The 24,438-nt window shown below is 73.0% G+C and carries 19 protein-coding genes and 4 pseudogenes; 13 read left to right on the forward strand and 10 right to left on the reverse strand.

The genetic code is table 11. From position 1 onward, the window contains the following. Nucleotides 1-110: 110 nt before the first annotated feature. The 7 genes and pseudogenes from ACFWUY_RS10555 to ACFWUY_RS10585 all read right to left on the reverse strand — a co-directional run bounded on the left by ACFWUY_RS10555 (nucleotide 111) and on the right by ACFWUY_RS10585 (nucleotide 6,896). A pseudogene (locus tag ACFWUY_RS10555) lies at nucleotides 111-905 on the reverse strand (IS5 family transposase). A gap of 102 nt (nucleotides 906-1,007) precedes the next feature. Further along, nucleotides 1,008-1,875, reverse strand: a pseudogene (locus ACFWUY_RS10560) (GNAT family N-acetyltransferase). A gap of 552 nt (nucleotides 1,876-2,427) precedes the next feature. Further along, nucleotides 2,428-2,634 carry a hypothetical protein gene (locus ACFWUY_RS10565; protein WP_384105057.1) on the reverse strand — a complete coding sequence of 69 codons (207 nt, stop codon included), beginning with the start codon at nucleotides 2,632-2,634 and terminating at the stop codon, nucleotides 2,428-2,430. 363 nt (nucleotides 2,635-2,997) lie between these two features. Then, a pseudogene (locus ACFWUY_RS10570) lies at nucleotides 2,998-3,241 on the reverse strand (transposase); the annotation flags it as partial. A gap of 59 nt (nucleotides 3,242-3,300) precedes the next feature. After that, entirely contained in the window at nucleotides 3,301-4,857 is a 1,557-nt protein-coding gene (locus tag ACFWUY_RS10575; protein WP_384105529.1) for an FAD-dependent oxidoreductase, read from the reverse strand. A gap of 8 nt (nucleotides 4,858-4,865) precedes the next feature. Continuing rightward, complete coding sequence (locus ACFWUY_RS10580) at nucleotides 4,866-5,585, reverse strand: class I SAM-dependent methyltransferase (protein WP_384105060.1); 720 nt, start codon at nucleotides 5,583-5,585, stop codon at nucleotides 4,866-4,868. Between the two features lie 123 nt (nucleotides 5,586-5,708). Beyond that, nucleotides 5,709-6,896 carry a lycopene cyclase family protein gene (locus ACFWUY_RS10585; RefSeq protein ID WP_384105063.1) on the reverse strand — a complete coding sequence of 396 codons (1,188 nt, stop codon included), beginning with the start codon at nucleotides 6,894-6,896 and terminating at the stop codon, nucleotides 5,709-5,711. 260 nt (nucleotides 6,897-7,156) lie between these two features. Here ACFWUY_RS10585 and ACFWUY_RS10590 point away from each other — a divergent pair, with 260 nt between their 5' ends. The 4 genes from ACFWUY_RS10590 to ACFWUY_RS10605 are packed head-to-tail and all read left to right on the forward strand — an operon-like array spanning nucleotide 7,157 to nucleotide 12,160. Beyond that, nucleotides 7,157-8,506, forward strand: coding sequence for a polyprenyl synthetase family protein (locus tag ACFWUY_RS10590; RefSeq protein WP_384105066.1), 1,350 nt, complete (start codon nucleotides 7,157-7,159; stop codon nucleotides 8,504-8,506). Further along, the gene (gene crtI / locus ACFWUY_RS10595; RefSeq protein ID WP_384105069.1) at nucleotides 8,503-10,023 is read left to right on the forward strand and encodes a phytoene desaturase family protein; all 1,521 of its coding nucleotides are present in this window, start codon (nucleotides 8,503-8,505) and stop codon (nucleotides 10,021-10,023) included. Before ACFWUY_RS10590 ends, crtI begins: the two co-directional genes overlap by 4 nt. Beyond that, nucleotides 10,020-11,126, forward strand: a complete 1,107-nt coding sequence (locus ACFWUY_RS10600; RefSeq protein ID WP_384105072.1) for a phytoene/squalene synthase family protein — start codon at nucleotides 10,020-10,022, stop codon at nucleotides 11,124-11,126. The genes crtI and ACFWUY_RS10600 overlap by 4 nt, the downstream gene beginning before the upstream one ends. Then, nucleotides 11,123-12,160 (forward strand): DUF5914 domain-containing protein, encoded by a 1,038-nt coding sequence (locus ACFWUY_RS10605; protein ID WP_384105076.1) that lies wholly within the window; start codon nucleotides 11,123-11,125, stop codon nucleotides 12,158-12,160. Before ACFWUY_RS10600 ends, ACFWUY_RS10605 begins: the two co-directional genes overlap by 4 nt. A gap of 179 nt (nucleotides 12,161-12,339) precedes the next feature. On the opposite strand, the gene ACFWUY_RS10610 is transcribed toward ACFWUY_RS10605, so the two are convergent. Next, nucleotides 12,340-12,696 (reverse strand): phage holin family protein, encoded by a 357-nt coding sequence (locus ACFWUY_RS10610; protein ID WP_384105079.1) that lies wholly within the window; start codon nucleotides 12,694-12,696, stop codon nucleotides 12,340-12,342. A gap of 199 nt (nucleotides 12,697-12,895) precedes the next feature. On the opposite strand from ACFWUY_RS10610, the gene ACFWUY_RS10615 reads away from it, so the two are divergent. The 4 genes from ACFWUY_RS10615 (at nucleotide 12,896) to ACFWUY_RS10630 (ending at nucleotide 18,513) form a co-directional block, all read left to right on the forward strand. After that, nucleotides 12,896-13,975: an RICIN domain-containing protein gene (locus ACFWUY_RS10615; protein WP_384105082.1), complete on the forward strand. Its 1,080-nt coding sequence runs from the start codon at nucleotides 12,896-12,898 to the stop codon at nucleotides 13,973-13,975. Nucleotides 13,976-14,095: 120 nt separating this feature from the next. Further along, nucleotides 14,096-15,706, forward strand: coding sequence for a hypothetical protein (locus tag ACFWUY_RS10620; RefSeq protein WP_384105085.1), 1,611 nt, complete (start codon nucleotides 14,096-14,098; stop codon nucleotides 15,704-15,706). A 126-nt stretch (nucleotides 15,707-15,832) separates the two neighbouring features. Continuing rightward, nucleotides 15,833-17,149, forward strand: coding sequence for an AAA family ATPase (locus tag ACFWUY_RS10625; RefSeq protein WP_384105088.1), 1,317 nt, complete (start codon nucleotides 15,833-15,835; stop codon nucleotides 17,147-17,149). A gap of 158 nt (nucleotides 17,150-17,307) precedes the next feature. Continuing rightward, nucleotides 17,308-18,513, forward strand: a complete 1,206-nt coding sequence (locus ACFWUY_RS10630) for a VWA-like domain-containing protein (RefSeq protein WP_384105532.1) — start codon at nucleotides 17,308-17,310, stop codon at nucleotides 18,511-18,513. A gap of 314 nt (nucleotides 18,514-18,827) precedes the next feature. Here the strand turns inward: ACFWUY_RS10630 and ACFWUY_RS10635 are convergent, their stop codons facing one another. Beyond that, nucleotides 18,828-20,462, reverse strand: a complete 1,635-nt coding sequence (locus tag ACFWUY_RS10635; protein ID WP_384105535.1) for an ABC-F family ATP-binding cassette domain-containing protein — start codon at nucleotides 20,460-20,462, stop codon at nucleotides 18,828-18,830. Between the two features lie 322 nt (nucleotides 20,463-20,784). On the opposite strand from ACFWUY_RS10635, the gene ACFWUY_RS10640 reads away from it, so the two are divergent. Both ACFWUY_RS10640 and ACFWUY_RS10645 read left to right on the forward strand, forming a co-directional pair. Then, nucleotides 20,785-21,519, forward strand: a complete 735-nt coding sequence (locus tag ACFWUY_RS10640) for a hypothetical protein (RefSeq protein WP_073814360.1) — start codon at nucleotides 20,785-20,787, stop codon at nucleotides 21,517-21,519. Between the two features lie 36 nt (nucleotides 21,520-21,555). Then, a pseudogene (locus ACFWUY_RS10645) lies at nucleotides 21,556-21,643 on the forward strand. Between the two features lie 402 nt (nucleotides 21,644-22,045). Here ACFWUY_RS10645 and ACFWUY_RS10650 read toward each other — a convergent pair. Then, entirely contained in the window at nucleotides 22,046-22,726 is a 681-nt protein-coding gene (locus tag ACFWUY_RS10650) for a type III effector protein (RefSeq protein WP_384105091.1), read from the reverse strand. 132 nt (nucleotides 22,727-22,858) lie between these two features. Here ACFWUY_RS10650 and ACFWUY_RS10655 point away from each other — a divergent pair, with 132 nt between their 5' ends. The 3 genes from ACFWUY_RS10655 to ACFWUY_RS10665 all read left to right on the forward strand — a co-directional run bounded on the left by ACFWUY_RS10655 (nucleotide 22,859) and on the right by ACFWUY_RS10665 (nucleotide 24,428). Beyond that, on the forward strand, nucleotides 22,859-23,293 hold the full coding sequence (locus ACFWUY_RS10655) for an Hsp20/alpha crystallin family protein (RefSeq protein WP_384105093.1): 435 nt from the start codon (nucleotides 22,859-22,861) through the stop codon (nucleotides 23,291-23,293). 123 nt (nucleotides 23,294-23,416) lie between these two features. Further along, nucleotides 23,417-23,830, forward strand: coding sequence for a DUF2267 domain-containing protein (locus ACFWUY_RS10660; protein WP_384105095.1), 414 nt, complete (start codon nucleotides 23,417-23,419; stop codon nucleotides 23,828-23,830). 199 nt (nucleotides 23,831-24,029) lie between these two features. Continuing rightward, nucleotides 24,030-24,428, forward strand: a complete 399-nt coding sequence (locus ACFWUY_RS10665) for a DUF2267 domain-containing protein (protein ID WP_384105538.1) — start codon at nucleotides 24,030-24,032, stop codon at nucleotides 24,426-24,428. Nucleotides 24,429-24,438: the final 10 nt, after the last annotated feature.

Raw genomic sequence — 24,438 nt, forward strand, 5'->3', positions numbered from 1 at the left:
GACCTCCTGCAGTGCTGGACCGGCACCTGCACCACCTGCGGCCGACCCCTACCCCGCAACAGAACCAGACGAAGAACCTAACGAAGTACTACTAGGGCGTGTCCTGTCGATCAGCGGAGCCAGATCATGATGGCGGCGATGACGACTTCGGCTCGGTAGATCGCGGCGCGCTTGGCGTATCGGGTGGCGATGCCGCGCCATTGCTCGAGCCGGTTGAAGCAGCGCTCGACTACGTTCCGGTCGTGGTAGAGGTCGCGGTCGAAGCAAGGTGGTCGGCCGCGGCGCCGGGATTTCTGATCAGCACGCTCGGGGATGGTGGTGGCGATCCGGCGCCGGCGTAGCTCGGCGCGGGTAGACGGATGCGAGTGTGCCTTGTCGGCGATGTCCCGATCCGGCCGCGACCGGGGACGCCCCGGCCCCAGCCGGGGCACCCGGATCGCCTCCAGTAGCGGCACCAACTGCGGGTTGTCACCAGCCTGTCCGGGCGTCAGCAGGAACGACAGTGGACGGCCGCGCCCGTCCACAGCCAGGTGCACTTCGGTGCTCAACCCGCCGCGGGATCGTCCCAGTGCCTCGCCGCCGACCGGCGCAACCGGCCACATGCCGCAGCCCCCTTTTTCCGGGCCCCTGCCGCATGCTGATGGGCCCGGGCGATGGTGGAGTCGACCGACACCGCCCACTCGATCGTCCCGACCGCGTCATCGTGCGCCTGGACCTGCGTGAGGATCCGATCCCAGGTCCCATCCGCCGTCCACCGGCGCAGCCGCTCATGGCAGGTCTTCCACGGCCCGTACCGCTCCGGCGGATCCCGCCACCGGCCACGACGCCCGTTGGACGTTGGAGCGCGGCAACAGCGGCATGATCCGCGCCCAGGCCGCATCGGTCCATTCACCACGACGAATCATCCGACCATCATCGAACCCTGACCTATCCCATGTCCTCAAAGGGCGTTCGGGCCCAGCCAGGGTCAGCGACGCGGCCTGTCCGATACCGCCGCCTGATCATTTTCAGGCGGCTCGGCTGACGTCCAGCCGTTCGGACGACGGCTCGTAGCCGGCTGCCCTGTAGGCGGCGACGGCGGCAGCGTTCGAGGTCGGAGTGCTGACGAGTGCGCTTGATGCACCCAGTTCACGCAGCGCCGCCGCAGCGGCGACGCTGATCGCCGTCCCGTAGCCGCGACCGCGATGGTCGGCGTGCACGCCCACCGGCTCCAGCAGGCCGGGCTTGCCGGGCCCGGCCGACCAGACCGTCGCCGCGGCCACCGCATTGTCCTGGTCGTCGTAGCCGATCAGGCAGCGGGCGTCGGCATAGACCGGTCCGGCCGCGAGGACGTGCCAAATCTCCTCGGTGAACGCCGGGCTGCCGAACGCCGAGCGATGCACTGCGGTCCGCACCCCCGCCGTCTCCGGACCGGCTACCTCGATCCGCAGGCCGGAGTCCTTCACCGGCTGGGCAAGGTCGTGGCGCAGCGGCGTCCACGGCTCGTCCAGAATCCAGCCCGCCTCCAAGAGGACCTCGCGGAGCAGGGCGCCGTTGGGGATTTCGAGGCCGACCTTCCCGGGCGGCAGGACCCCGCGCTCCGGATCACCGAGGTCCGCCAGCAGCCGGCGCGCCAGATCACCGTCCTGCCGCAGATCCGGCGCGGTCGTCAGGCGCAGCACATCAGGGTCGTCCAGGTATCCGACGGCAATGATCCGTCCGTCCACGCTCCAGGTGCGGACGGCCGCGGCCAGCCTCTCCGCGCCCAGCGCCCAGCGCCCAGCCGAGGTCTCCCGGATGGAGTTGCAGCGGCGTGCGGTCGTCCTGCCATACGCGGAGGGCATCCACGACCCCGGTCAACCCATCGACGCCGGGCTCGTTCAGAACGATCGTCATGTCCCGCATCCCACACCATCGCGGCGACCGGCCGCACCTGGTTTTACTCAGCCAGTCAGATCGACAGGACACGCCCTAACCTCTGCCGCGTCGGGCCTGGCGGTCCAGGAACTCGATCATTCGCGTCTCCGAACGCAGAAGTCGCTCTCGCCGCTCAAGAGGAAGAGAGACGAGGAGGTCGACCAGGTCTCGCTTCCGTGGGACGTGGACCATGTCGCCGGAGTAGACCCTGCAACCCGCACACCAAGCGAAGCCGATGCAGCGTTCGAACATCGAGGACTCGGGCGGGTAAACGCGATACTGGTACGAGCAGACGGGCGTTCCGCAGACGGCGCAGACTCGTCGATCGCCGTCGGGAATCGTGTCCCAGCTCCTGGCCTTTCGCCAACGCTGTCGCCCCGCCAATGCTCTTCAAGTCGTCATGCCGAGCATTCTCCCTCACAGAGATCCGCCCGACACAGCCGTCCGAGCATACGTCCGGCCGACCACAGCAGACCGTCACCACCTCTGGCTCACCTTCATGAAATCTGTGCATGAACCTACTGAGCAGGGTCATGCTCGACGGGCGATCTCCGCTGCGTAGGCGGTCCTGACGGCTCCGGCGGTCCAGCGCTCGGCAGCTGCGGGGTTGATGCCGAGCAGGCGCTGAAGGGCCGCCGGCGGCATCTGACTGCAGAGGTCGAGCAGGACCGCGCATCGTCCCGCTTCGGTGGAGAGTCCGATGCCACGGAGCCGACGGGCGGGATTCCTGCTCGCCATCGGCCTTCCGGGCAGCTGAAGCGATGGGAAGAGACAGGGCGCGTTGTGCTCATTCGATGTCACCGCGCGTTCGCGGTCGCCGGCGACGCCGGCCACAGACGCGTACTTCGATGTCCGTCTCCGGCTGCGGACCGAGACCCGGCACGGGTGGGTAGGGGCCTACGACCTGGAACAGCTGGACCTGATCAAACGATGCGTGCGGGCACCGCCGCGTGAAGGGATTCCCTGGCACGACCACGGCCGGAAGACGACCGTGGTGGCCCGCCTGCCCGCATGGATGCAGCAGGCCAAGAACCGTGACGAGGTGCTGCGGGCCATCGCCCGCATCCATGCCTCACTGCTTCGTACCTGGCTTGGTCTCCGTCCCGTGCGGCAGGGCCGTGGAGTGGTCGACTTCTTCGTTCGCTGCTTCGTCGGCTGTCTCTTGCGGGGTGTGCGCACGTCGTGGCGGGGTGTGGGTCGGGTGTTCTTTCGGCCCAGGGGCCGTCCCTGACCGAGGCGAGAGGGTTTCGATTCTCTGGCCGGGCAGGCGGATGCGTCGGAAGTCGCGGCGGACGCGGGTGGGTGTGAGGCGTTCGGCGGGTGCGGGTTCCTCTCTGGGCGTCCGGCCACGGACGCGGTACGTCCTTTCCGTGCGGGCCCTTCCGCGCTTCGGCATCCTCCTCTTCAGCGCCCTGCCCACGCGGCCACCCTCCGCAGTACGGCGTCACGACCTCGGTCCGGCACCGTCCACAGGGTCTGCCCGCGTACGCCCCAACGCTCAAGGAGGGCGTTCGCGGCCAGGAACCCGGTCGTCGCCGCCCGTTCCATCAGAGCGACGGGCAGGTCGGTTCGCACGACGTCGCCGGCCACCACCAGGCCGGGATCGGAGGTGCGGACTGTGGGGCGGTCGGTATAGCCGCCCACGGGAAACAGCGGGCAGTCCTCCCGCCATTCGTGGCGGACGTCGACGACCTCGGCGGCTCCGGTCTCCGGGTAGACGCGGTGGAGCTGCTCGACGAGGCGTTTCTGTACGACGGTGTGGGGCTCGTGCGGGTCGACGGCGTAGGCGTGGAGTTCCACGACGGATCCTGCGGTACGTGCCGCCCAGTGCGCCGCCTCGTCCTCCCAGCGGTCAAGCACGCTGATGTTGTCCAGGCCACCGAATCCGCTGGTGCCGAGGAAGCCGGGGCGGTCGGGGGCGACGGGCCGGTCCAGCCACAGCCGGGTGACCAGGAAAGGCGGGGCCGTGCGCAGGCGCGCGACGCGCTCCCGCCAGGCGGGGTCGCCGAGCCGCTCCGAGCGCGCGACCAGGGACCGCAGGCCGGCGGCGTCCAGGGCGAGGACCACGGCGTCGTACCGGCGTTCGCCGCGGTCCCCGGCGACCTCGAACCCGCCTCCCCGGGCGGGTGCGACGTGCTCGACCGCACTGCCGGTGCGCAGTTCGGCGCCGTGCCGCCGCAGGTATCCGGCCAGGGGGTCCCACAGCGCCGTCGGGAAGGGCGAGCGGGGCACGTCGAACAGCAGGCCCTCGGCCGAGCCGAGGAAGTAGATGTGGAACATCAGCGCCATCTCGGCCGCCGACAGCTGTCGCGGGTCGGCGAAGAAGCTCCGGGAGAACACCTCGAACGCCAAGTGGCGGGCGCGCTCGGGGAAGCGGACGGTCTCGAGGAAGTCGTGGGCGCTGACGCCGTCGAGGCGGTGGTAGACGTCGGGGACGCGGACGTCGAGCAGCGGCAGGGCCGCGACCGGGTCCATGGCGCGCAGGTCCCGCAGAGCGAAGGAGGGGCTGAGCGCGACGAAGCCCAGCGCGCTCCACGGCGGGGTGCGCGGCACGTGCCGGAAGCTGTCGCGCGACCCGTCCGCGTGCAACAGCGGATAGTCGGGCAGTCCGGCCAGCCGGGCCAGGGCGGGGTCGGTACGGCGCAGCAGGCCCCGCAGGTTGTAGTACTGCCGGAAGAACGCGTGGAAGCCACGGCTCATCGTCACGGTGCTGCCGTCGCGCAGGCGGGTCGGCCATCCGCCCACCCGGCCGCCGATGCAGGGCTCGCGCTCGTACAGCGTCACCGCCACGCCCCGTTCGGCCAGCGCGGTGGCGGCGGCGAGTCCGGCGATCCCTCCGCCGACGACGGCGACCGAGGGCCGGCCGTCGGCGCGGTCGGCTCCCGGGCGGGCCGGCAGCACGCGGGCCCGGCGGTCCCGGCCCCGGCGTGCGGCGGGCGGGCGGGACACCGGGCCGGTCATCGGGCCGGTCATCGGTCGTCCTTCCCGCGCGAGGCCACGAAGGTGTGGGTGATGCCCGTCTGCCAGCCCGGCAGGGGCAGGGCCCTGACCCGGTCGAAGCCGGCCTTCCGGATCCGGTCGGCGAACCGGTCGGCCGTGTCGAAGCCGACGACGCTGTGCCACAGGTGGCGGTAGAGCGGCCCGTCCCCCAGCAGGGTCGCGGCGGGCCGGACGAAGCCTCGGCACACCAGCGTCCACACCGCCCGGTCGGCGCGGCGGCCGCTGAGGCTGTACTCGTGCGCCCCGAGCCGTCCCCCCGGGCGCAGGACGGTGCGGACCGTATTGAGGACGGCGTCGGGATCGGAGACGTTACGGAAGAGGTAGGCGGCGAACACCGCGTCGAACGGCCCTTCGACCCCCGCCTCCGCCAGTCCCTCGGCCGGCGCGTGGACGAACCGCACGCCGTCCGCCCACGGCTTGGCGGCGGCCCGCCCGAGCATGCCGGCCGAGGCGTCGACGGCCGTGACGGAGGCCGCCGGAAGGACGGACCGGATCGCGGCCGTCGACGCGCCGGTGCCGCACCCGAGGTCCAGCACGCGCAGCCCGGCCCCCTGCCCTGGCAGGCCGAGGCGGCGCACCGAGCGCCGCAGATGGGCGTGGTAGCCGGGATTGACGGCCACCAGTGCGTCGTAACTGCGGGACGCGTGGTCGAACGCGGCGGCGAGGTTCTCGTCGCGCAGCAGGGTCATGCGCTCTCCAGGAGCTCGGTGGGAACGGGCGGGGCGGTTGAAGGGACTGCGGAAACGGGCCGGTCGGACGAAGAGACGGTGGGAACAGGCCGGTCGGACGAAGGGGCAGTGGGAACAAGCCGGTCAGTCGAAGGGGCGGCGTGGTAGTCCGGGCAGTTCGACGGCGGTGCGCAGCATGGGGACGACCGGGGTGCGCAGGCCGACGGAGAGGTCCTCGAACAGGCCCGTGCTCCCGTCGAGGAAGCGCAGCAGCCGGCCCGCCGGGACGCGGGCGAACAGCCGGGAGAACAGGGCGGGACCGTCGACGCGGCCGCTGTCGAGAGCGCGCAGGAGCACCGAGTCCATGGTGCGGGCCCGCCAGGAATGGGCGGCCGGCGGGACCGGTCCGCGCCCCTGCCGCAGTGCGGCGGCGACCGCTCGTGTCTGGCGCTGGAGGCCGGCGAAGGCGTATCCGGTGGACGGGCGGGTCGCACCGCCCGCGGCACCGATCCGGAACACGGACGCGCCGACCCGTCGGGGCATGGGAGCGTCCGTCATGGGGATCACTCCGGTCTCGGTGGCGACGATCTCCAGGTCGCCGAGGCGCAGCACGTCGTCGGCGTAGTGCCGTACGGCCGCCTCGTAGCCGCTCGCCGTCAGGAGGCGCGGGGAGAACTCCGTGTACTCCACGAGGGCTTCGCACGGGCCGGTGGGCAGGACGTAACCGAAGGAGAGCCCGTCGGCGGGCTGGGGGGTGCGGAAGTCCATCAGTTCCACGGTCCCGTGGTCGAAGGCGGGCCGGGCGGTGCGCACGAACCAGCCGTGGAAGTGCTGCAGCAGGGTGGTGCGGGCGGCCGGGAGGCTGCCCAGGGGGCGCGAGTCGAACACCCAGCGGGCCTCCAGGACGCGGGGGCGGCCGTCGGACCGGGTCATCAGTACGCGGGCGCCCGAGGGGATCTCCTCCACGGTGTCCACGGCCGCCTCCAGGCGCCGGACGTTGGCGCTGTGCGCGAGGTCCCGGGCGATCAGGGACTCGAAGTCGTCGGAGCGGATCATCTTGTACCGCAGCGGCGCGATGTCCCCCTCGATCGCGCGGCCGTCGGGCGGCCGTACCCGCAGGTGACGCCATTCCGATCGCACCGCGGCGTCGAAACGGCCGCGGCCGGACTCCCAGAAGCACCAGGTGCGCGGAGGAGGCCGCAGCGGGCCGGGCGGGGCGTCGACGAGGATCACGGACGGAGTCAGGGCCCCGGCCACGGGTCCGTTCAGCCGATGGGCCAGGGACAGCCCGGCGGCTCCCGCCCCGATGACCGCCACGTCCGCCTTCAGCACGCTCGCTCCTTCCGTCCCGCTCTTCTGTCCCGCTTCTTCCGTACACCGGTCATGAGGGTTCTGGCCTCACACCGGTCATGGGGGTTCTGGCCTCGGCACGGACTCGGATGCGGCCGTCGGAGGCCGCCGCCCCCGCACCAGTACGCCCACACGGCGGCATTACCGCTCATTTCGGGTACCTGTTCCGCACCGCATCCGTATCACGGGAAGGGACTGAAGACCCGTAAGGAGCGAGCGATACCACGATGAGAGGAACCGGGATGCGCCCCACCCAGGCGAAGGACCACCCCGCGGCCACGCCGTCGCCCCTCCCCCGCCCGGTCGCCCCTTCGGGGTCCCCGCCGCGGCGAAGGCGGCCGGGCAGGGCGGTCGCCGGCGCGGCGCACGGCACGGGCCCGGCCGGAGGCGCCGCCCTTGTGGCGGTCGAGCCCGAGGCCGTCGACGCGGACGTGCCCGCCGCGGTCGGGCGCGTGCTGGAGCGGGTGCTCGCCGACCGGCTCGTCCGGGCCGGGGACCTGGACGCCCTCTTCGCCCGCGAACTGGCCGAGCGGGTCACCCGCTTCACCCAGGAGGGCGGCAAGCGCATCCGGTCGCAGCTCGTCTGGTGGTCGATGCGCGCCTGCGGCGGGGCCGGTGATCCGACGTTCACGGCGGCCCTGCGCGTCGGGGCCGCGCTCGAACTGCTCCAGACCTGCGCGCTGGTCCATGACGACGTGATGGACGGCTCGACGCTGCGGCGCGGCCGTCCGGCGCTCCACGCCGACGTGCGCGCACGGTACAGCGGTGTGGCGTCCCCGGCCCGCGTCGCCCGCTTCGGGGAGGCGGCCGCGGTCCTGGCCGGGGACCTGGCGCTCGCGTGGGCGGACGACGTGGTGGCCGGGACGGCGCTCGATCCGCGGACGGCGGCCGTGGTGCGCCGGCTGTGGGGCGACATGCGCACGGAGATGGTGGCGGGGCAGTTCCTCGACCTCCAGGGCCAGCTGACCGGGTCGCGCTCGCGGCCGCGCGCGCTGCGCGCCGCGTGCCTCAAGAGCGCGTTGTACTCGGTGGCACGCCCCCTCGCCCTGGGCGCGGCGGTGGCGGGTGCGGACGGCCGCACCCTGCGGGCGCTGTGTTCGGCGGGCCGCTGTGTGGGGATGGCCTTCCAGCTGCGCGACGACCTCGACGACGTCTTCGGCGACCCCCGGCACACCGGCAAGAGCCTCGGTGGGGACATCCGCGAGGGGAAGCCCACCTATCTGGTCGCCCTGGCGGTGGCGCGCGCGCAGGCCGCGGGCGATCGGCCCGCTCTGACGGTGCTCGAACAGGCGCTCGGCGACGAGGGCCTGTCTGCGGCCGGGCTCGAAGAGGTGCGGGACGTCCTGGTGCGTACGGGTGCCCGGGCGGCGGTCGAGTCGAAGATCGACCGCCTGTCGGCGCAGGGACTGCGTCGCTTCGACGGCGCCCTGCTCGACGCGGATGCCAAGGGCCGCCTGCGCGAGCTGCTGACCGCGGCGACGGTCTCCCGTGCCGCGGACGGCCCGCCCGCCCGCTCACACCCGCCCGCCCGCTCGCGCCCGGCGCCGGGTCTCGCTCCGGTGGGCTCCGGAGCACGGGAGGCCCGTCGATGACGCGCACGCTGTCCGGCCGTACGGACCATGTGGTGGTCGTCGGGGCGGGCCTGGCCGGTCTGTCGGCGGCTCTTCATCTGCTGGGCGCCGGGCGCCGGGTCACCGTCGTCGAACAAGGCGTCCTGCCCGGCGGCCGGGCGGGCCGCCTGGATCTGAGCGGCTACCGGATCGACACCGGTCCGACCGTGCTGACCATGCCCGACCTCGCCGACGAGGCCTTCGCGGCGGTCGGCGACAGCCTGCGCGAGCGGGTCGACCTGATCCCGCTCCACCCGGCCTACCGGGCGTCGTTCGCGGACGGCAGCACGCTGGACGTGCACACCGAGGGCGAGGCGATGGCCGCGGAGGTGGAGCGGTTCGCCGGGGCCCGTGAGGCGGCGGGCTACCGGCGGCTGCGTGCCTGGCTGGAGCGGCTCTACCGGGTCCAGATGCGCCGCTTCATCGACGCCAACTTCGACTCCCCCCTCGACCTGCTGACCGGTGACCTCGCCCGGCTTGCGGCGCTCGGCGGCTTCGGGCGGCTCGACCGGCGTATCGGCGGCTTCCTCAGGGACGAGCGGTTGCAGCGGGTCTTCTCCTTCCAGGCCCTGTACGCGGGTGTGCCGCCGGAGCGTGCGCTCGCCGCCTACGCGGTCATCGCCTACATGGACACGGTCGCCGGGGTGTACTTCCCGCGCGGCGGCATGCACGCCCTGCCGCGGGCCATGGCGGACGCCGCCGCCGACGCGGGCGCCGAGCTGCGGTTCGGCGAGCGGGTGACCCGGCTGGAACGGTCGGGCGAGCGCGTCACCGCCGTCGTCACCGCCCGGGACCGCGTCCCCTGCGACGCGGTCGTCCTCACGCCGGACCTGCCCGTCACCTACCGGCTCCTCGGCCGCCGGCCCCGCCGGCCGGTGCGGCTGCGGCACTCCCCCTCCGCCGTCGTCCTGCACGTGGGCACGGACCGCACCTGGCCGCAGCTGGCCCATCACACGATCTCGTTCGGGGCCGCCTGGCGGAGCACGTTCGACGAGCTCACCCGCCAGGGGCGGCTGATGAGTGATCCGTCCCTGCTCATCACCCGGCCCACGGCCACCGACCCCACTCTCGCCCCACCGGGCCGTCATCTGCACTACGTCCTCGCTCCCTGCCCCAACACCGACATCGGACCCGGCGCGGCCGTCTGGGGCGAGCTCGGCCCGCGCTACCGGACCGAGCTCCTGCGCGAGCTGGAACGGCGCGGTCTCGACGGCGTCGAGGCCGCCGTCGAGGACGAGTCCCTCGTCACCCCGGCCGACTGGTTGGGCCAGGGCCATGCGGCGGGCACCCCCTTCTCGGCCGCCCACACCTTCCTGCAGACGGGCCCGTTCCGGCCCCGCAACCTGGTACGGGGCACGGAGAACGCCGTCCTGGCCGGCTGCGGCACCACCCCGGGCGTCGGCGTGCCGACCGCCCTGGTGTCGGGGAAGCTGGCGGCGGCCCGGATCACCGGTGGCGTCCGGCGTCCTTCCGCCCGGACCGAGGGGGTGGCACGATGACCGCACGCGAACTCGACGCCGCCGGCATCACCGACCCGGCGCTGCGGGCGGCGTACCGCCGGTGCCGTGAACTGAACGCGGCGCACGGGAAGACGTACTTCCTGGCCACCCGCCTGCTGCCGGCCGATCGCAGGCCCTCCGTGCACGCGCTGTACGGCTTCGCCCGGTGGGCCGACGACATCGTCGACTCACCGGGTCCCGGCGAGGACGACGGCCTGCGCGGTGCGCGTCTGGCGGCGCTCCAGCGGCGTCTGGACAGCGGGCTGCGGCAGGGGGCCGGCGACGAACCGGTGGTGCTGGCCCTCGCCGACACCGCGCGCCGCCACGCGATCGAGCACAGCCACTTCCAGGACTTCATGACCGCCATGAGGTCGGACCTGGAGGTCACGGACTACGCCACCTACGCCGACCTGCGCGGCTACATGCACGGATCGGCCGCCGTGATCGGCCTGCAGATGCTGCCGGTCCTCGGGACGGTGGTGCCGCGCGCGGAGGCCGAGCCGCACGCGGCGGCCCTCGGGGTGGCCTTCCAGTTGACCAACTTCCTGCGGGACGTCGGCGAGGACCTCGACCGCGGCCGGGTGTACCTGCCGGCCGACCTGCTGGCCGGGCACGGTGTCGACCGGGGGCTGTTGCGCCGGTGCCGGGACACGGGTCGTCAGGACACGCGTGTCACGGCCGCCCTGCGGGAGTTCGAGGCGCTCACCCGCCGCGTCTACCGCGAGGCGGAACCCGGCCTCGCCATGCTGGATCCCGTGTCCCGCCCCTGCATCCGCACCGCGTACATCCTGTACGGGGGCATCCTCGACGCCGTCGCCCGGGACGGCTACGCCGTACTGCACCACCGTTCCGTGGTGCCGCGCCGGGAGCGTGCGGCGGTCGCGGCGGACGGACTGGCCCGCGTACTGGCGGCCAGGCTGCGGCACCGGGGTCGGTCCGCGACACCCCGGGCACCGGCGCGCTCGGCACCGCCTGTCACTCCGGCTCCGCCCGCCACCCCAGCCCTGCCTGTCACCCCGGCACCGTCCGCCACTCCGCCCCCGCCCGTCAGCCCGGCCCCGTCCGCCGCCCTCGCCCGACCGGTCTCCGAGGAGGTCGCGTGAACGCCGAACCGCCGTCCGCACGGCGCGCCCGTCTCCCCCTCTCGCTGCGCCGCGGGCCCGTCCCGTGGGACCGGCAGCGGCCCACCTGGCGCGACGCCAGACCGGGCCTCATCGCGAAGGCGTTGAAGCGGGCGCAGGCCAGGCCGTCCGGAAACTGGTACGTCGTGGGGGCCTCCGCCTCGGTGCGCCCCGACCGCCCCCTGGCCCGGACGGTCGCGGGCGGCGAGGTGGTCGTCTGGCGCGGCGCCGACGGTCGGCTGGTCGCCGGACCTGGTGTCTGCCCGCACCTCGGGGCGCCCTTGGCCGACAGCCCCGTCCGGTGCGGGACACTGGTGTGCCACTGGCACGGACTCGCCCTCGACGGGGCTCCGACCGCGGGCTGGGAGCCGTTGCCCGTCTTCGACGACGGCGTCCTCGTCTGGGTGCGGCTCGACGAGACCGGCGGGGAGGCGCCCCTGGACGCCCCCGTCGTACCGGTCCGCCCGGTTCCCGCGCGAGGGGTGACGGCCGTGTACGAGGGCACCGGGATCTGCGAACCCGAGGACGTCGTGGCCAATCGCCTGGACCCGTGGCACGGGGCGTGGTTCCACCCGTACTCGTTCGTCGACCTGACGGTGGTCGGCTCGCCCGACGAGCCCTCCGACGACGCCGACGACCCCGACGACCCCGACGACCGCTTCACCGTCGACGTCTCCTTCAAGGTGGCCGGGCGGCTCGTGGTGCCGGTACGGGCGGTCTTCACCGCGCCCGAGCCGCGCACGGTCGTCATGCGCATCACCGGGGGGGAAGGCACGGGCTCCGTGGTGGAGACCCACGCGACCCCGCTCGGGCCGGACGAGCGGGGCCGTCCGCGCACGGCGGTGACCGAGGCCGTGGTGGCCGCCTCCGACCGGCCGGGCTTCGCGTTCGTACGCCGGGCCGCCCCGCTCCTGCGCCCGGTGATGCGCACCGCGGCGGCCCGGCTGTGGAGGGACGACCTGGCCTACGCCGAGCGCCGCTGGCAGCTGCGTTCGACGGGCAGGTTCCCGGGCTGACTCCGGGTCACCGCGCGGGCCCGCACCGGAGTTCGGCGCGGCGCGGTCGGTGCCGAGCCGACTCAGAGCCGGCTCATCGGCGCAGAGGTCTTCGGCGGGCACGTGAGCGGGTACGGGCCCGCTTGCGCCGGGACCGAGGCAACCGGGCGGCCGGGCGGCCGCCCGTGTCGGACCATCAGTCAGTTCGCCAGCTCGTCGGCCACCTCCTTCACCGCGTCCAGCGAACCCGCCAGCGCCTCCCGCGACGCGGCTCGGGCGCGGCGCAGTCTGCCGTACCCGTATCCGGCGAACGCCGCGGCCCCGACGCCGTACGCGGCCGCCAGTGCCCCGGCCGCCCGCCGCGCCGGCCACACCCGCTCCAGCGCCCGCACCGCCGACTCGTGCGCGGCCAGGACGGCGAGCGCTCCGAGCACCCCGCCCGCCCCCAGCGCCGCCGTGCCCCGGCGCCCCTCGGACGCGGCGGCCGTCAACTCCGCCCTCACCTGGTCCAGGTCCTCACGAACGATCTCGATCACCTCGCGTGACAATGCCTGCATGTGTTCCCGCTACCCCCGACACCGCCGCGTAGACGGCGCGGGCCGCCGACCGCTTCGGCGCCGTTGCTGTTGCCGTTGCCGTTGCCGTTGCCGTGAATGAGGACGACCGAACAAGGCTGTCCGGAAATCGATGCAACGAACCGACTCCCGTACCGCTCTTAGGGCCCGTACCCCTGGTCGCGATCATCGAGGAGAATCCGTGCGTTCGAGAAGGAAGTCGTCGGTTCTGGCCGCCTTGTGCGTGAGTGCCCTGACGGTCGGGGGTCCGGCAGGACCCGCCCGGGCGGACGGTTCCGTCGACGGCCCCACGGAGAACTGCAACGCCGCGGCCGCGGTGGCTCCGGGCTCGTTCGGGACCGGGACGCTGTCGTGGTGCATCCTGGCGGCCAAGCAGAGCGGCGAGATCAAGAGAGTGGCCCGGGAGGGCTTCGTCAAGGGTCTGCTCGAGATGCTGACGAACCACACCGGCGGCAATTACAACATCATGATCTTCGACGTCAAGGGCAAGAACGCCTTCGGGGATCCGTGGTTCGTCAACCATTACACGGAGAATCTCCAGGACGTGGCGTTCCGGGGCGACATCGACTACAACGACGCGACCTCGCGGGAGGACCAGACCTACCGCATCTGGATCTTCTCCGGCGGCGGCAGCTTCACCAACCACGGCGACGGCGGCTGGATCAACTGGGGGTTCTACGGCCTGTGGGATCGCAGCGGCTCCACCGTCGACTTCCGCCCCACGATGGAGCCTGTCACGGTACCCGGCGTGCCCAAGGGGGAGACCCCCGGCCCCGGTGACACCCCCATCACCCCCGGCGTGCCCGCCCACCCCGGCCCTCGCCCGGGTTTCCGTGCCGACAGCGCGGCGACGGCCCCTTCCGGACCGGGCGGGCCGCCCGTCGGCGTCCCGGTGCGGCTGAGGACCGTCAACGACCTCGGAGCCGTCGCCACGAACTCCTCGTCCGGTTCGACGGTGATCGCGGGCAAGACGGGTACGACGAGCGGCACCTGGACGTTCAAGGACGCGGGTGGCGGGCGCTACGAGATCGCCAACGGCCACGGTCCCGTCCTCACCGAGAACAGGCACACCTACTTCGCCCAGATCGACACCTGGAAGGGAAGCCCGGACCAGAAGTGGGAGGTGCTCCCCCTCTCGGGCGGCACCTACCAGATCAGGATCAGCGATCAGGACTGCCTGACCTGGCACGAGGACTACAAGAAGCTCGGGGTGTGGACCTGCGACGGTTCCGAGGGCCAGCGGTGGACCGTCGCTCGCTGAGCGCCCTCCGGCCCCCGGGAAAATCGCCTGGGGGTTCAGCCAACGGTGGGTTACGATCCCGGAGATGAAGAACTTCTCCTCGTACCGATTGGGGGACTCGTTCGCTCACGGTGAGTGCTGATGGCACATCACTTCGCGAACGGGATTCCGACCCGCCTGTTGATGTGGCGACGCGTACGCGAGTACGCCGTGCCACCGTCCATGATCGAAACGGCGACCGCACGACGTGCGGTCGGCGACTGGGCGGGGGCTTGCGCCGCTGCCCGGATCGACGTCGATTTCGATCTGCGCGCCGTGGCCGACCGCCACGGCACCGACCTCACCGCCCGGCTCCGGGCCGACCTGCGTCGCCTGGCACCGGATCTGCTCCGCTGGCACATGCCCCGGATCGCCCCCGACGGACGGCTGCGGCCCGGTCTGACCATGGCTCTGGCGCGTTACGGGAGTCCCGGCGCCGCGCCATTGAGCCTGGTGGTGCGGACGCCGCCGGCCTGGGCGGACGCCGGACAGCGGATGTCGCTCGCCGTGTGGGCGGCGTCCGGGAGCGGGATTCCCGGCCACCCTCCGTACGCCCACCCGCATCCGCGTCCCGAACGGCGTTTCCGGTTCGACCTGCACCGCCATCTCTGGGACGCGGGGCGGGCCGGCGACCTGGCGCGGCGGTGTGGTGCGGACCAGCCACCGTCCACGGCGCCGCCCGAGCCGCTCGAAGCATTCACCCTGCCCGACTCCCTCAGCCGGTCCGGCGCACTCGGTTCGGCCACCTCGCCCGGCGGGCCCGACGTACTCGGCCGGTCCGATACGCCCTCCTTCCAGGGCGCCCCGTGGGCGGTCGGGAGATGGGCGGCCGAGGCGGAGTCGCTGTTGCGGTCCGACGGACGGCCTCCGCGCGGGGCCTTCACCGTACGGCTCGGCGCCGGGCGACGCGCCGTGCTCGAACTCGTCGCTCCCGACGACAGCCACGCCCCGACGTTCAGACCACTGCGGGAGTCGTTGCCGCCGCAGGAGGTGGCGGCGCTTCCCGTACTGCCGGAAGCGGCGGCCCGGACCCTTCCCGATCTGGAGCTGCTGCGCGCCGGACTGATCACGGCGGAGCGGCTGCACCCCCTCGTCGCCGGGGCGCTGGCCGCGTCCGTCCCCGCGGTGGGGCCCGACTCGGTGGACGTGACCGGCGGGACATCGCTGTCCGGACCCGGTCACGAGCCCGGTGATCCGCACCGGGTGGAGTGCGGGGGCGAGGTCCATCGGATCGCGCTGAGGGACGGGGTGCTGTCGGCGATCGACCACGACCGGACCACTCTGCGCCGGGAGGAGCTGCTGGTGGCCCTCGGTGGACCGGCGCTGCCCTGCCTGCGGGCGATCGACGCGGTGCACCGCAACCCGGAGGCCCTGCCAGCGGTCCGGGAGCGGCTCGGACACGGTGACGTCGCCGGGGCGCTGGCCGTCGTCGTGGGGCTCCTCAGGCCGGACGCGGTCCTGCGCGACGGTCCGCTCCGTGAGGAACTGACGTCCGCCGCGGCCCGCCGCGTCGACCACGGCCTCTTTCGCGCGGGGCTGGTCTCCGAGCACTCCCCTGCCGGCTCACGTACCGGCGCGACCAACGGCGGGAACGCTTCGGACGCGGGGCCCGTGGAAGCGGGCCACCGGCCGAGGCTCGACCGTCGAACGCCTCGCGCGGTGCGCCACAAGCGGAACAGCCTGGCCCGGCCCCGGACCGCCCTGCCCCGGTGACCGGCTCGCCCCCCTGAACTCCTCCGCTCGTACCGCGCGTCGAGCGCTTTCGTACCCCACGACATCGCGTACCCCACGACATCCGGACGGGTCGCCCCGTCCCCTCATCCCCCTCAGGTGATGCTCATGACGTCCAGCACCCTCATGCCCGCCTCCGCTCCGGCGTCCGACACCCCCGTGTCCGCCCCCGCCCCCGCCTGCGCGCCCGACGCCGGCACCCGTCTCGCCCTCGCCGACGACCTCCTCGGGCTCCTGCGGACGACGGTCACCGAGCCGCGCCCCGACGAGCAGCTGGAAGCGCTCACCCTGGCCGTGGCCGCCGACCTGCCCGTACTGCTCTGGGGCGAACCGGGCATCGGCAAGACCGCGGCCCTGACCCAGCTCGCCGCCTCCCTCGACCTGCCGCTGACGACCGTCATCGCCAGCGTCCACGAGCCGTCCGACTTCTCCGGGCTGCCGATCGTGGGCGACGACCCCGCGGTGCGGGGTGTGCCGATGGCGCCACCGCAGTGGGCCGTGGAACTCGTACGGGCCGGGCGGGGCCTGCTCTTCCTGGACGAGCTCTCCACCGCCACGCCCGCCGTGCAGGCCGCGCTGCTCCGGGTCGTCCTGGAGCGGAGGGTCGGCGCGCTGCGGCTGCCGCCGGGTGTGCGGATCGTGGCCGCCGCCAATCCGCGCGCGTCGGCGGCGGACGGATGGGAGCTGAGCCCTCCGCTGGCCAACCGGTTCGTGCACCTGTACTGGGTGCACGACCGGGAGGTGGTGGTGCGCGGTCTCGGCGGCGTCTGGCCCCGGGCGGAACTGCCGCGGCTGGCCCCGGAGAGGCTGCCGGAGTCGGTGGCCTTCGCCCGGCGCGCGGTCTGCGGCTTCCTGAAGGCCCGGCCGACGATGATCCACCGGCTGCCGACCACCGAGACACAGCGCGGGGGCGCCTGGCCCTCGCCCCGGAGCTGGGAGGCCGCGCTGACCCTGCTGGCCTTCGGGACGGCGGCCTCCGTCTCCCGGGAGGTGCTGGCGCTGCTGGTACGGGGAGCGGTGGGGGACGGCCCGGGGCTCGAACTCCTCGCCCACCTGGACCGGATGGACCTGCCGGACCCCGAGTCGCTGCTGGCCGATCCGGCCTCCGCCGAGCTGCCGGAGCGCGGGGATCTGCGCCAGGCGGCGCTGGAGGCGGTGGTGGCCGCCGTCGGGGCGCGTCCGGAGCGGGAGCGGTGGGAGGCGGGCTGGGCCGTGCTGGTCCGGGCGCTGGAGACCGGCGCCCCGGACCTGCTCGTCGCCCCGGCGACGGTGCTGGCCACGCTGCGTCGCGACGACTGGGAGATCCCGGAGGCGGTGGAACGGCTGGCCGGGGTGGTCGGGCTCGCCCGGCGCGCGGACCGGTCGGTGGGACGGGCCGTCGCCGCGGCGGCCGGCACCGGGCGTGCGACGGGGACGCGCCGATGACCGGGACCGCGCCGCCCTCGGCGCCGCACCGGAAGGCCCCGCCCCCGCTGCCACGCCCGCTGGCCCCGCCCCCGCCGCCGCGTCCGGTGCGGGCCGCCGTACCGAAGTCCCCGCCCGGCTCCGGCGGCCCGTCCGGTCGGCCCGGACTCCCCCTGGACATGGACAAGTTGCTGTCGGCCCGGCTGCACGCGGTCAAGGTGCGGCCCTATCTGGCCGGCGCGCTCTTCGCGTTGCACGTGGTGGAGGACCGGTCGGTGCCGACGATGGCGGTGGACGCGTCCTGGCGCTGCTACGTCTCCCCGGGCTTCGTGGCCTCCACCCCGGTGGAGGAACTGGCGGGCGTCTGGGTGCACGAGGTCTCCCACCTGCTCCGGGACCACCACGGGCGGGGCGAGCGGTACGCGAGGGAGCACGGCGAGCACGGGCCGGGCGAGCGGCTGCGCCGTAACATCGCCGCCGACTTCGAGATCAACGACGACATCTACGGCGACGGCCTGCCCCGGCCGACCGGGGCGGTACTGCCGTCGTTGCTGCGGCTGCCCGACGGGCAGCTGATGGAGGAGTACCTGCGGACGGCGTCGATGTCCGGGCTCACGGCCGACCTGGCCTGGCTGGACTGCGGCAGTGGCGCCGACGGCCATGACCGGCCGTGGGAGCTGGGGCCCGACGGAGCGCACGGGCTGAGCGGACAACAGCGGGACGCGGTTCGCTTTCGGGTCGCGGAGGGCATCAAGGGCCGACCGGGTGACGCGCCGGAGGGGTGGCGCCGATGGGCGGAGGAGGCGTTCCACCCGCCGCAGCCGTGGCGACGCCTGCTGGGGGCCGCGATCCGTTCGGCGGCGGGAGCGCCGGGGGTGGGCGAGAACCACAGCTACCGGCGCCCGTCCCGGCGCTCGGCCAGCGTGCCGGGAGTGGTGCTGCCCAGCCTGCGCCGTACGCCGCCCAGGGTCTGCGTGGTCATCGACACCTCCGGATCGGTGAGCGACGCCGAGCTGGGCAGTGCGCTCCTGGAGGTGACGGCGATCTCACGGGCGGTGGGCGGGCGGCGTGACCTGGTCTCGGTGATCTCCTGCGACGCGGCGGCCGGTGTCGCCGTGCCGCTCTGCCGGGCGGAGAACATCGAACTGGTCGGTGGTGGCGGAACGGACCTGCGCTCCGGTTTCGCCCGGGCGCTCCGCTCCCGGCCACGTCCGGACGTCATCGTCGCCCTGACGGACGGCCAGACGCCCTGGCCCTCCGCACCGCCGGGCTGCCGCACCGTCGTCGGTCTCTTCCCTCGTCCCGCCCGCGCCGTGGACGAGGAGAACCCCGAGTACGTCCCCGACGTGCCTCCCGCCTGGGCACGTGTCGTCACCCTCACCTGAGACGACGCCGGGGCCGGCCCGGTGGTCCTGGCCGGCCCCGGCGTCGCGGCGGCCGGTGTCCCGGGCCTCCCGGTGCCGGCCCGTTCGGGGCACCTTCGACGGCGCGAGGAGCTCCTGGTGGTCGGGTCCGGGGACACCGGTCGGTTCCCCGCCGGGGCGGTCCGGCTCCGCGAGGTCTTCGCGGGCCTCGCGGAGCGCCTCGTCCAGCACGACGACGATGGCCGGGGCGGCGTCGAACGGCGTCTCCTGGTGCGGGAGGCCCAGGTCGGTGGGAGGGTGACACCTCCTGGGCGGGCACGTCACACGCCGGTGGTTCACACCGCGGGGGCCGCCGTCTCCTCGAGTACGCCGTCGGCCAGCCTCAGCCGGCGGTTCACCCCGATCTCGGCGAGGAACCGCTCGTCGTGACTGATCACCATGAAGGCGCCCCGGTAGGAGTTGAGCGCGCTCTCCAGCTGGCCCACACCGACCAGGTCGAGGTTGTTGGTCGGCTCGTCGAGCAGCAGCAGGTGCGGGGCCGGTTCGCCGCACAGCACGCAGGCCAGGGTGGCGCGCAGCCGCTCTCCGCCGGAGAGCACCCCGACCGGGAGGTGGGCCCGCGCGCCCCGGAAGAGGAAGCGGGCGAGCAGGTTCATCCGCTCCGCCTCCGGCCGCTCGGGAGCGAAGCGTGCGAAGTTCTCCGCCACCGTACGGTTCAGGTCCAGCAGGTCCAGGCGCTGCGAGAGGTAGGCGATCCGGCCGTCGTTGCGCTTGATCTCCCCGCCGGCCGGGGTGAGATCGCCGGTGATCAGGCGCATCAGGGTGGTCTTGCCGGCGCCGTTGGGGCCGGTCAGCGCGATGCGCTCGGGGCCGCGCACGGTCAGGTCGACGCCTCCCGCCGCGAACACGTCCCTGTCCCCGAGCCGTACCCGCATGCCTTCGCCGACGAACAGGTTGCGGCCGGCCGGCACCTCGGTATCGGGGAGTTCCAGGGTGAGCCGCTGCTCGTTGCGCAGCGCCCGGCCGGCCTCGTCGAGGCGGGCCTTGGCGTCGCCGACCCGGGACGCGTGCGTCTGACCGGCCCGGCCCGCGGATTCCTGAGCGCCCCGCTTCATGGTGCCCGCGAAGATCCGCGGCAGTCCGGCGTTCTTCAGGTTGCGTGCCGCGTTGCTCGCACGGCGGTCGGCGCGTTCGCGAGCCTGCTGCAGTTCCCGCTTCTCCCGCTTCAGCTCCTGCTCGGCGTTGCGGACGTTCTTCTCGGCGACCTCCTGCTCGGCGCGCACCATCTCCTCGTATTCGGTGAAGTTGCCTCCGTACAGGCGCAGTTCGTCACTGCTCAGCTCGGCGACGCGTTCCATGCGGTCGAGGAGGGCGCGGTCGTGGCTGACCAGCAGCAGACAGCCGTTGAAGTCCCCGAGCACGTCGTAGAGCTTGTGCCGGGCCTCCAGGTCGAGGTTGTTGGTGGGCTCGTCGAGCAGCAGGACGTCGGGGCGCTTGAGCAGCTGGGCGGCGAGCCCCAGGGAGACGATCTGCCCGCCGCTGAGCGTGCCGAGGCTGCGGTCCAGGGCGAGTCCGGCGAGGCCGAGACGGTCGAGCTGGGCGCGGGTGCGCTCCTCGATGTCCCAGTCGTCGCCGATGGTGGCGAAGTGCTCCTCGCCCACGTCCCCGGACTCCACGGCGTCCAGGGCGCGGATCACCTCGGCGACTCCGAGGACCTCGGCGACGGTGAGGTTCCCGGTCAGGGGCAGGCTCTGCGGAAGGTGGCCGAGGGTGCCGCTGACGGACACCGAGCCGGTGCGGGGCTCGAGCTCACCGGCGATCAGCTTCAGGAGGGTGCTCTTGCCGGCGCCGTTCGGCGCGATCAGGCCGGTGCGGCCGGGGGGCACGCTGAAGGACAGGTCGTGGAAGACCGGGGTGTCGTCGGGCCAGGCGAAGGAGAGGTTCGAGCAGACGACGGCGGCGTGGGACATGGAAGCGACCTCGAAGGCGCGGAGGGCGGAGCACGGGCTTCCACCCTGGACGGACATGGAAGAAGGGGAACGACGAAACGGACCACCTCGGCTGCGCTCCTGGGCGCCTGCCGGTGGCCGTCAGATCCGGATCTCACCCGGAGATGTCGTCTTCACCCACCACGTCTGTGACTCCTCGATACTTCGATACTCGGTCTGTCTCCCTCGGATCATAACAACGCACGTCCCCCGGGGCATGCCGTGGCTCGTCCGGCCGACGCGCCGGGCCCGTAGCGGAATAACCGTTCGACCGGCCGTGGCCCCCCGCTCTAAGGTCGGCGTCGTGGCAACGAAACTCAATCAGATCATCGCAGTGGAGAAGGGCGTCAAGTCCCGGGCCCACCAGGACCTGACGGCAGCTCACCATGGCCTGCAGAAGCCCGCGTTGCTCGCCGGCATCTCGCGTACGTACCAGCCGAAGGACGAGGAGGGCGAGCAGCTGCCGCCCGAGTCGACACTGGTGCAGGTGAAGGCCGAGGACGTGCTGCGCGACACCGCGCGGGCGCTGACCCGCCTCTTCGACGTGACGGCCACCAAGGACTGGGCGAACTGCGAGGCGCGTGCCGACATCACGGTCGACGGACGCGTGCTCGTGGGGCAGGCGCCCGTCGCGTATCTGCTCTTCCTGGAGAAGCAGCTGACGGACATCAACACGTTCGTCCGCAAGCTTCCGGTGCTGGACGCCGCCGAGTCGTGGACGCAGGACCCGTCGACCGACGCGTGGAAGACCGAGGTCGTCCGCACGGTCCGTACGAAGAAGGTGCCGCGCAACCACGTCAAGGCGGAGGCGACGGACAAGCACCCGGCACAGGTCGAGGTCTACTACGAGGACGTGCCGGTCGGCTACTGGACCACGGTGAAGTTCTCGGGCGCGCTGCCGGCCCGCCGGGTCAACGAGCTGTTGGAGCGGGTGGAGAAGCTCCAGCAGGCGGTGAAGTTCGCCCGCGAGGAGGCCAACAGCGCCGAAGTCACCGACCAGCGGGTCGGCGACGCCGTCTTCGGCTACCTCTTCGGGTAGCCGGGGACACACCGGACTCCCCGGCCGTGGAACGCGGCCGGGGTGCGCGAGGAGCGCAAAGCTGAAGCTGAGCCTTGTCGTGACATCCGCGGTTCCAGTGGAGGTTCGAGTCCTCCTCCCGGCACTTCCCGCCGGGATGGCCCAACCAGGCAGAGGCAGACCGCGGTCAATCTCAGACTATTGCTCCAGACTCAGCATGCGCCGCTCATCGCCGGATCGACCGGGCCCGGGCCCTACGCGTCGAAATGCCAGTTCGAATCTGGTCCGCCGAGCTCGATCGGCGGTGGTCCAAAGGCAGGACGCGACGCAATGACGAATGATCCGGGTCCTCAAGTGTGCCGGCGTGTGATGTGAGCGGCATCAACAGGGTCCGGGGGCAGGCTACGCCCTCGGACCCGCTCCTTTTCCTCGCGAGGCCTCTCGCGGACCGGCCTCGGCGAGCACGGGGTCGTGGACCGGCCTCGGCGAGTACGGGGTCGTGGACCGAGAGGCGTACGGGCTCCACACCACCGGGCCCCCTGCCGTGTCACGGCCGCGGGGTGCCGGAGCGGCGCTGGTCGCTTTCGTGTCGCAGGTGGGTCGTGCGGCTGGTGAGCGTGTCGACGCGCTCGGCCAGGTCGGGGCGCAGGCCGGCGAGGTGGGTGAGGGAGCCGGTGAGCGGTTCCAGGAGGAGGGCCGGGTCGCTGTCCGCCAGCGCCTCGGACAGGGCGTTCCTGGCGGGGGCCGGGAGGGCGTCGAGTGCGGTGATCTGCCCGGCCAGCTGGCGCAGTTCGGCTGCGTTCCCCCGGGCCCAGGCGGTGACCGACCGGTCGGCGGCGCGGCGGTCCCGGGTGGCTTGGACGCGCTGTTCTCCGGTGGTGCCGGGACCGCCCGGGCGTACCCGCAGATAGCGGCGTTCGGCGGCCTGCCGGCTGGTCACGCCGAGGGGGTGGGCGAGTTCGGCCCAGCTGGCGCCGGCGTCCCGGGCGGCTTCGATGAATCCGGGCTCCCATTCGGCGAGCTGTTCGCGCACCTGCCGCAGGAGGAGGAGCGCGGTGAGCGCCTCCTGGGGGGAGCCGTGCGGAGCGGCGCCGGGGACGGAGGGAGCCGCGGAGCCAGGAGCTGCGTCGGAGGCCGGCACGGCTCGGGCCGCCCGTACGGCTTCGTCGATCGTCGCGAGGGCCGCGAGGGCCGCACGGAAAGCGACCGGGTGGTCCGCCTCTGTCACGGAATCGCATCCTCTCCGTCATGTCATCCATTCGTTGACATGAGACTTGTCGTCGTTTGGATGACATGCTACAACGGTGACAGACGAAGCGCATTGGCAGTCCCTGCCTGATCCGACTGGAGGTGTTTCGCGATGTTGATGCGCACCGACCCGTTCCGCGAGCTCGACCGCCTCACCCAGCAGATGCTGGGCACCACGGGGACCTGGTCACGGCCTTCCGCGGTACCGATGGACGCCTACCGCGAGGGTGACGTCTACGTCATCGCCCTGGATCTCCCCGGCGTCTCGCCGGACGCGATCGACATCGACGTCGAACGGAACATGCTGACGGTCAAGGCCGAGCGCCGACCGGTCGCGAAGGCCGACGACGTCCAGATGGAGCTGTCCGAGCGGCCCCTCGGCGTCTTCTCCCGGCAGTTGATGCTGGCGGACACGCTGGACACCGAGAAGATCACGGCCGACTACGAGGCGGGAGTGCTGACGCTGCGCATTCCGATCGCCGAGCGCGCCAAGCCCCGCAAGATCACCATCAGCAGGGGCGACGACCGCAAGCAGATCAGCGGCTGAGCCGTCACACGCGGATCAGCGGTTGATCCGTAAGGAAAGCCGGGAGCGGAGGGCGGAAGCTCCTCCCCCTCCTTCGCCCTCCGCGCCCGCCACCCCGCATCCCCGTAGGCGAAAGGGGCCGTGATGAGACTGCGATGGCAGGCGTTCCTCGACGAGGTCACGGAACGCGGCGACTACAGCACGCCTCATGAGGCCGAACGCGCCGCCCGCACCGTACTCGCGCTGCTCGGAGCCCATCTGGTCGGTGATGTGCGGGCCGCACTCGCCGCCCGTCTGCCGGAGACCTTCGCCGTCGTCCTGCTCAACCCGCTCCAGGCCGCCGAGCCCCTGTCGCCGGAGCGTTTCGTGCGCGCGACGGCCGCCTGGATCGAAGGAGCCACCGAGCGGACGGCCGCCTGGGACGTCAGCGCCGTCCTCAGTGTCGTCGCCGACGCGGCCGGCGAGGAGCTGACCGACCGGATACTCCTTCAGCTTCCACCCGGTTACGACCTCCTCTTCGGCCGGCCGGAGCAGCCCCGGTCAGCCGACACCCCTTGAAACGTGTTCACTCCGCCCGGTCCACGGACCGGGCCCGAAGAGAACGGCGATCTCCAGCAGCATGACTCTTCAGACCGAGACCATGGCAGCGCCCGCGTCCCGAGACGTCACCGGCAGGGCTGCCCGCACCGGCAGGCACATCGTCGGCACGGCTCCCCGCACCGGCACGCGCGTCACCGGCAGGGCGTCCTATTCCGGCATGCTCGAGCGTGTGCGCTACGAGGGCGCCTACCCGACGCGCGAGCGCGCCGAGGAGGTCGTCCACTCCGTGCTCGCCGCTCTCGGACGACAGCTCGTCGGCGACGAACGCGTCGAACTCGCCGCCCTGCTCCCCACCGAAGCCGCCCTGGTCCTCACCGCCCAGATCCCCGCCGTCACACCGCTCACCGGGTGGGAGTTCGTCAAGGACCTCGCCCAGCACACCGGCAGCACGCCCGCCGTCGCCCGCTGGAACGTCGGCGCCGTCCTGGCCGCCGTGTCCCGGCTCGCCGGACCGGAACTCGTCGACCGCATCGTCAGCCGGCTCCCCTCCGGTTACGCCCTCCTCTTCGGAAAGCCCGAACTCCACCAGTCCTGGCACAGGTCCGACCCCTCCTGACCTCGCCCGC

The organism is Streptomyces sp. NPDC058664, from assembly GCF_042716635.1.
Taxonomy (GTDB): Bacteria; Actinomycetota; Actinomycetes; order Streptomycetales; family Streptomycetaceae; genus Streptomyces.

Coding starts and splice junctions, on each gene's coding strand:
- ACFWUY_RS10565 (WP_384105057.1), bottom strand. CDS start 2,634: ATGGCGAGCAGGAATCCCGCCCGTCGGCTCCGTGGCATCGGACTCTCC.
- ACFWUY_RS10575 (WP_384105529.1), bottom strand. CDS start 4,857: ATGACCGGCCCGGTGTCCCGCCCGCCCGCCGCACGCCGGGGCCGGGAC.
- ACFWUY_RS10580 (WP_384105060.1), bottom strand. CDS start 5,585: ATGACCCTGCTGCGCGACGAGAACCTCGCCGCCGCGTTCGACCACGCG.
- ACFWUY_RS10590 (WP_384105066.1), top strand. CDS start 7,157: ATGCGCCCCACCCAGGCGAAGGACCACCCCGCGGCCACGCCGTCGCCC.
- crtI (WP_384105069.1), top strand. CDS start 8,503: ATGACGCGCACGCTGTCCGGCCGTACGGACCATGTGGTGGTCGTCGGG.
- ACFWUY_RS10600 (WP_384105072.1), top strand. CDS start 10,020: ATGACCGCACGCGAACTCGACGCCGCCGGCATCACCGACCCGGCGCTG.
- ACFWUY_RS10610 (WP_384105079.1), bottom strand. CDS start 12,696: ATGCAGGCATTGTCACGCGAGGTGATCGAGATCGTTCGTGAGGACCTG.
- ACFWUY_RS10620 (WP_384105085.1), top strand. CDS start 14,096: ATGGCACATCACTTCGCGAACGGGATTCCGACCCGCCTGTTGATGTGG.
- ACFWUY_RS10625 (WP_384105088.1), top strand. CDS start 15,833: ATGACGTCCAGCACCCTCATGCCCGCCTCCGCTCCGGCGTCCGACACC.
- ACFWUY_RS10630 (WP_384105532.1), top strand. CDS start 17,308: ATGGACAAGTTGCTGTCGGCCCGGCTGCACGCGGTCAAGGTGCGGCCC.
- ACFWUY_RS10635 (WP_384105535.1), bottom strand. CDS start 20,462: ATGTCCCACGCCGCCGTCGTCTGCTCGAACCTCTCCTTCGCCTGGCCC.
- ACFWUY_RS10655 (WP_384105093.1), top strand. CDS start 22,859: ATGTTGATGCGCACCGACCCGTTCCGCGAGCTCGACCGCCTCACCCAG.
- ACFWUY_RS10660 (WP_384105095.1), top strand. CDS start 23,417: ATGAGACTGCGATGGCAGGCGTTCCTCGACGAGGTCACGGAACGCGGC.
- ACFWUY_RS10665 (WP_384105538.1), top strand. CDS start 24,030: ATGCTCGAGCGTGTGCGCTACGAGGGCGCCTACCCGACGCGCGAGCGC.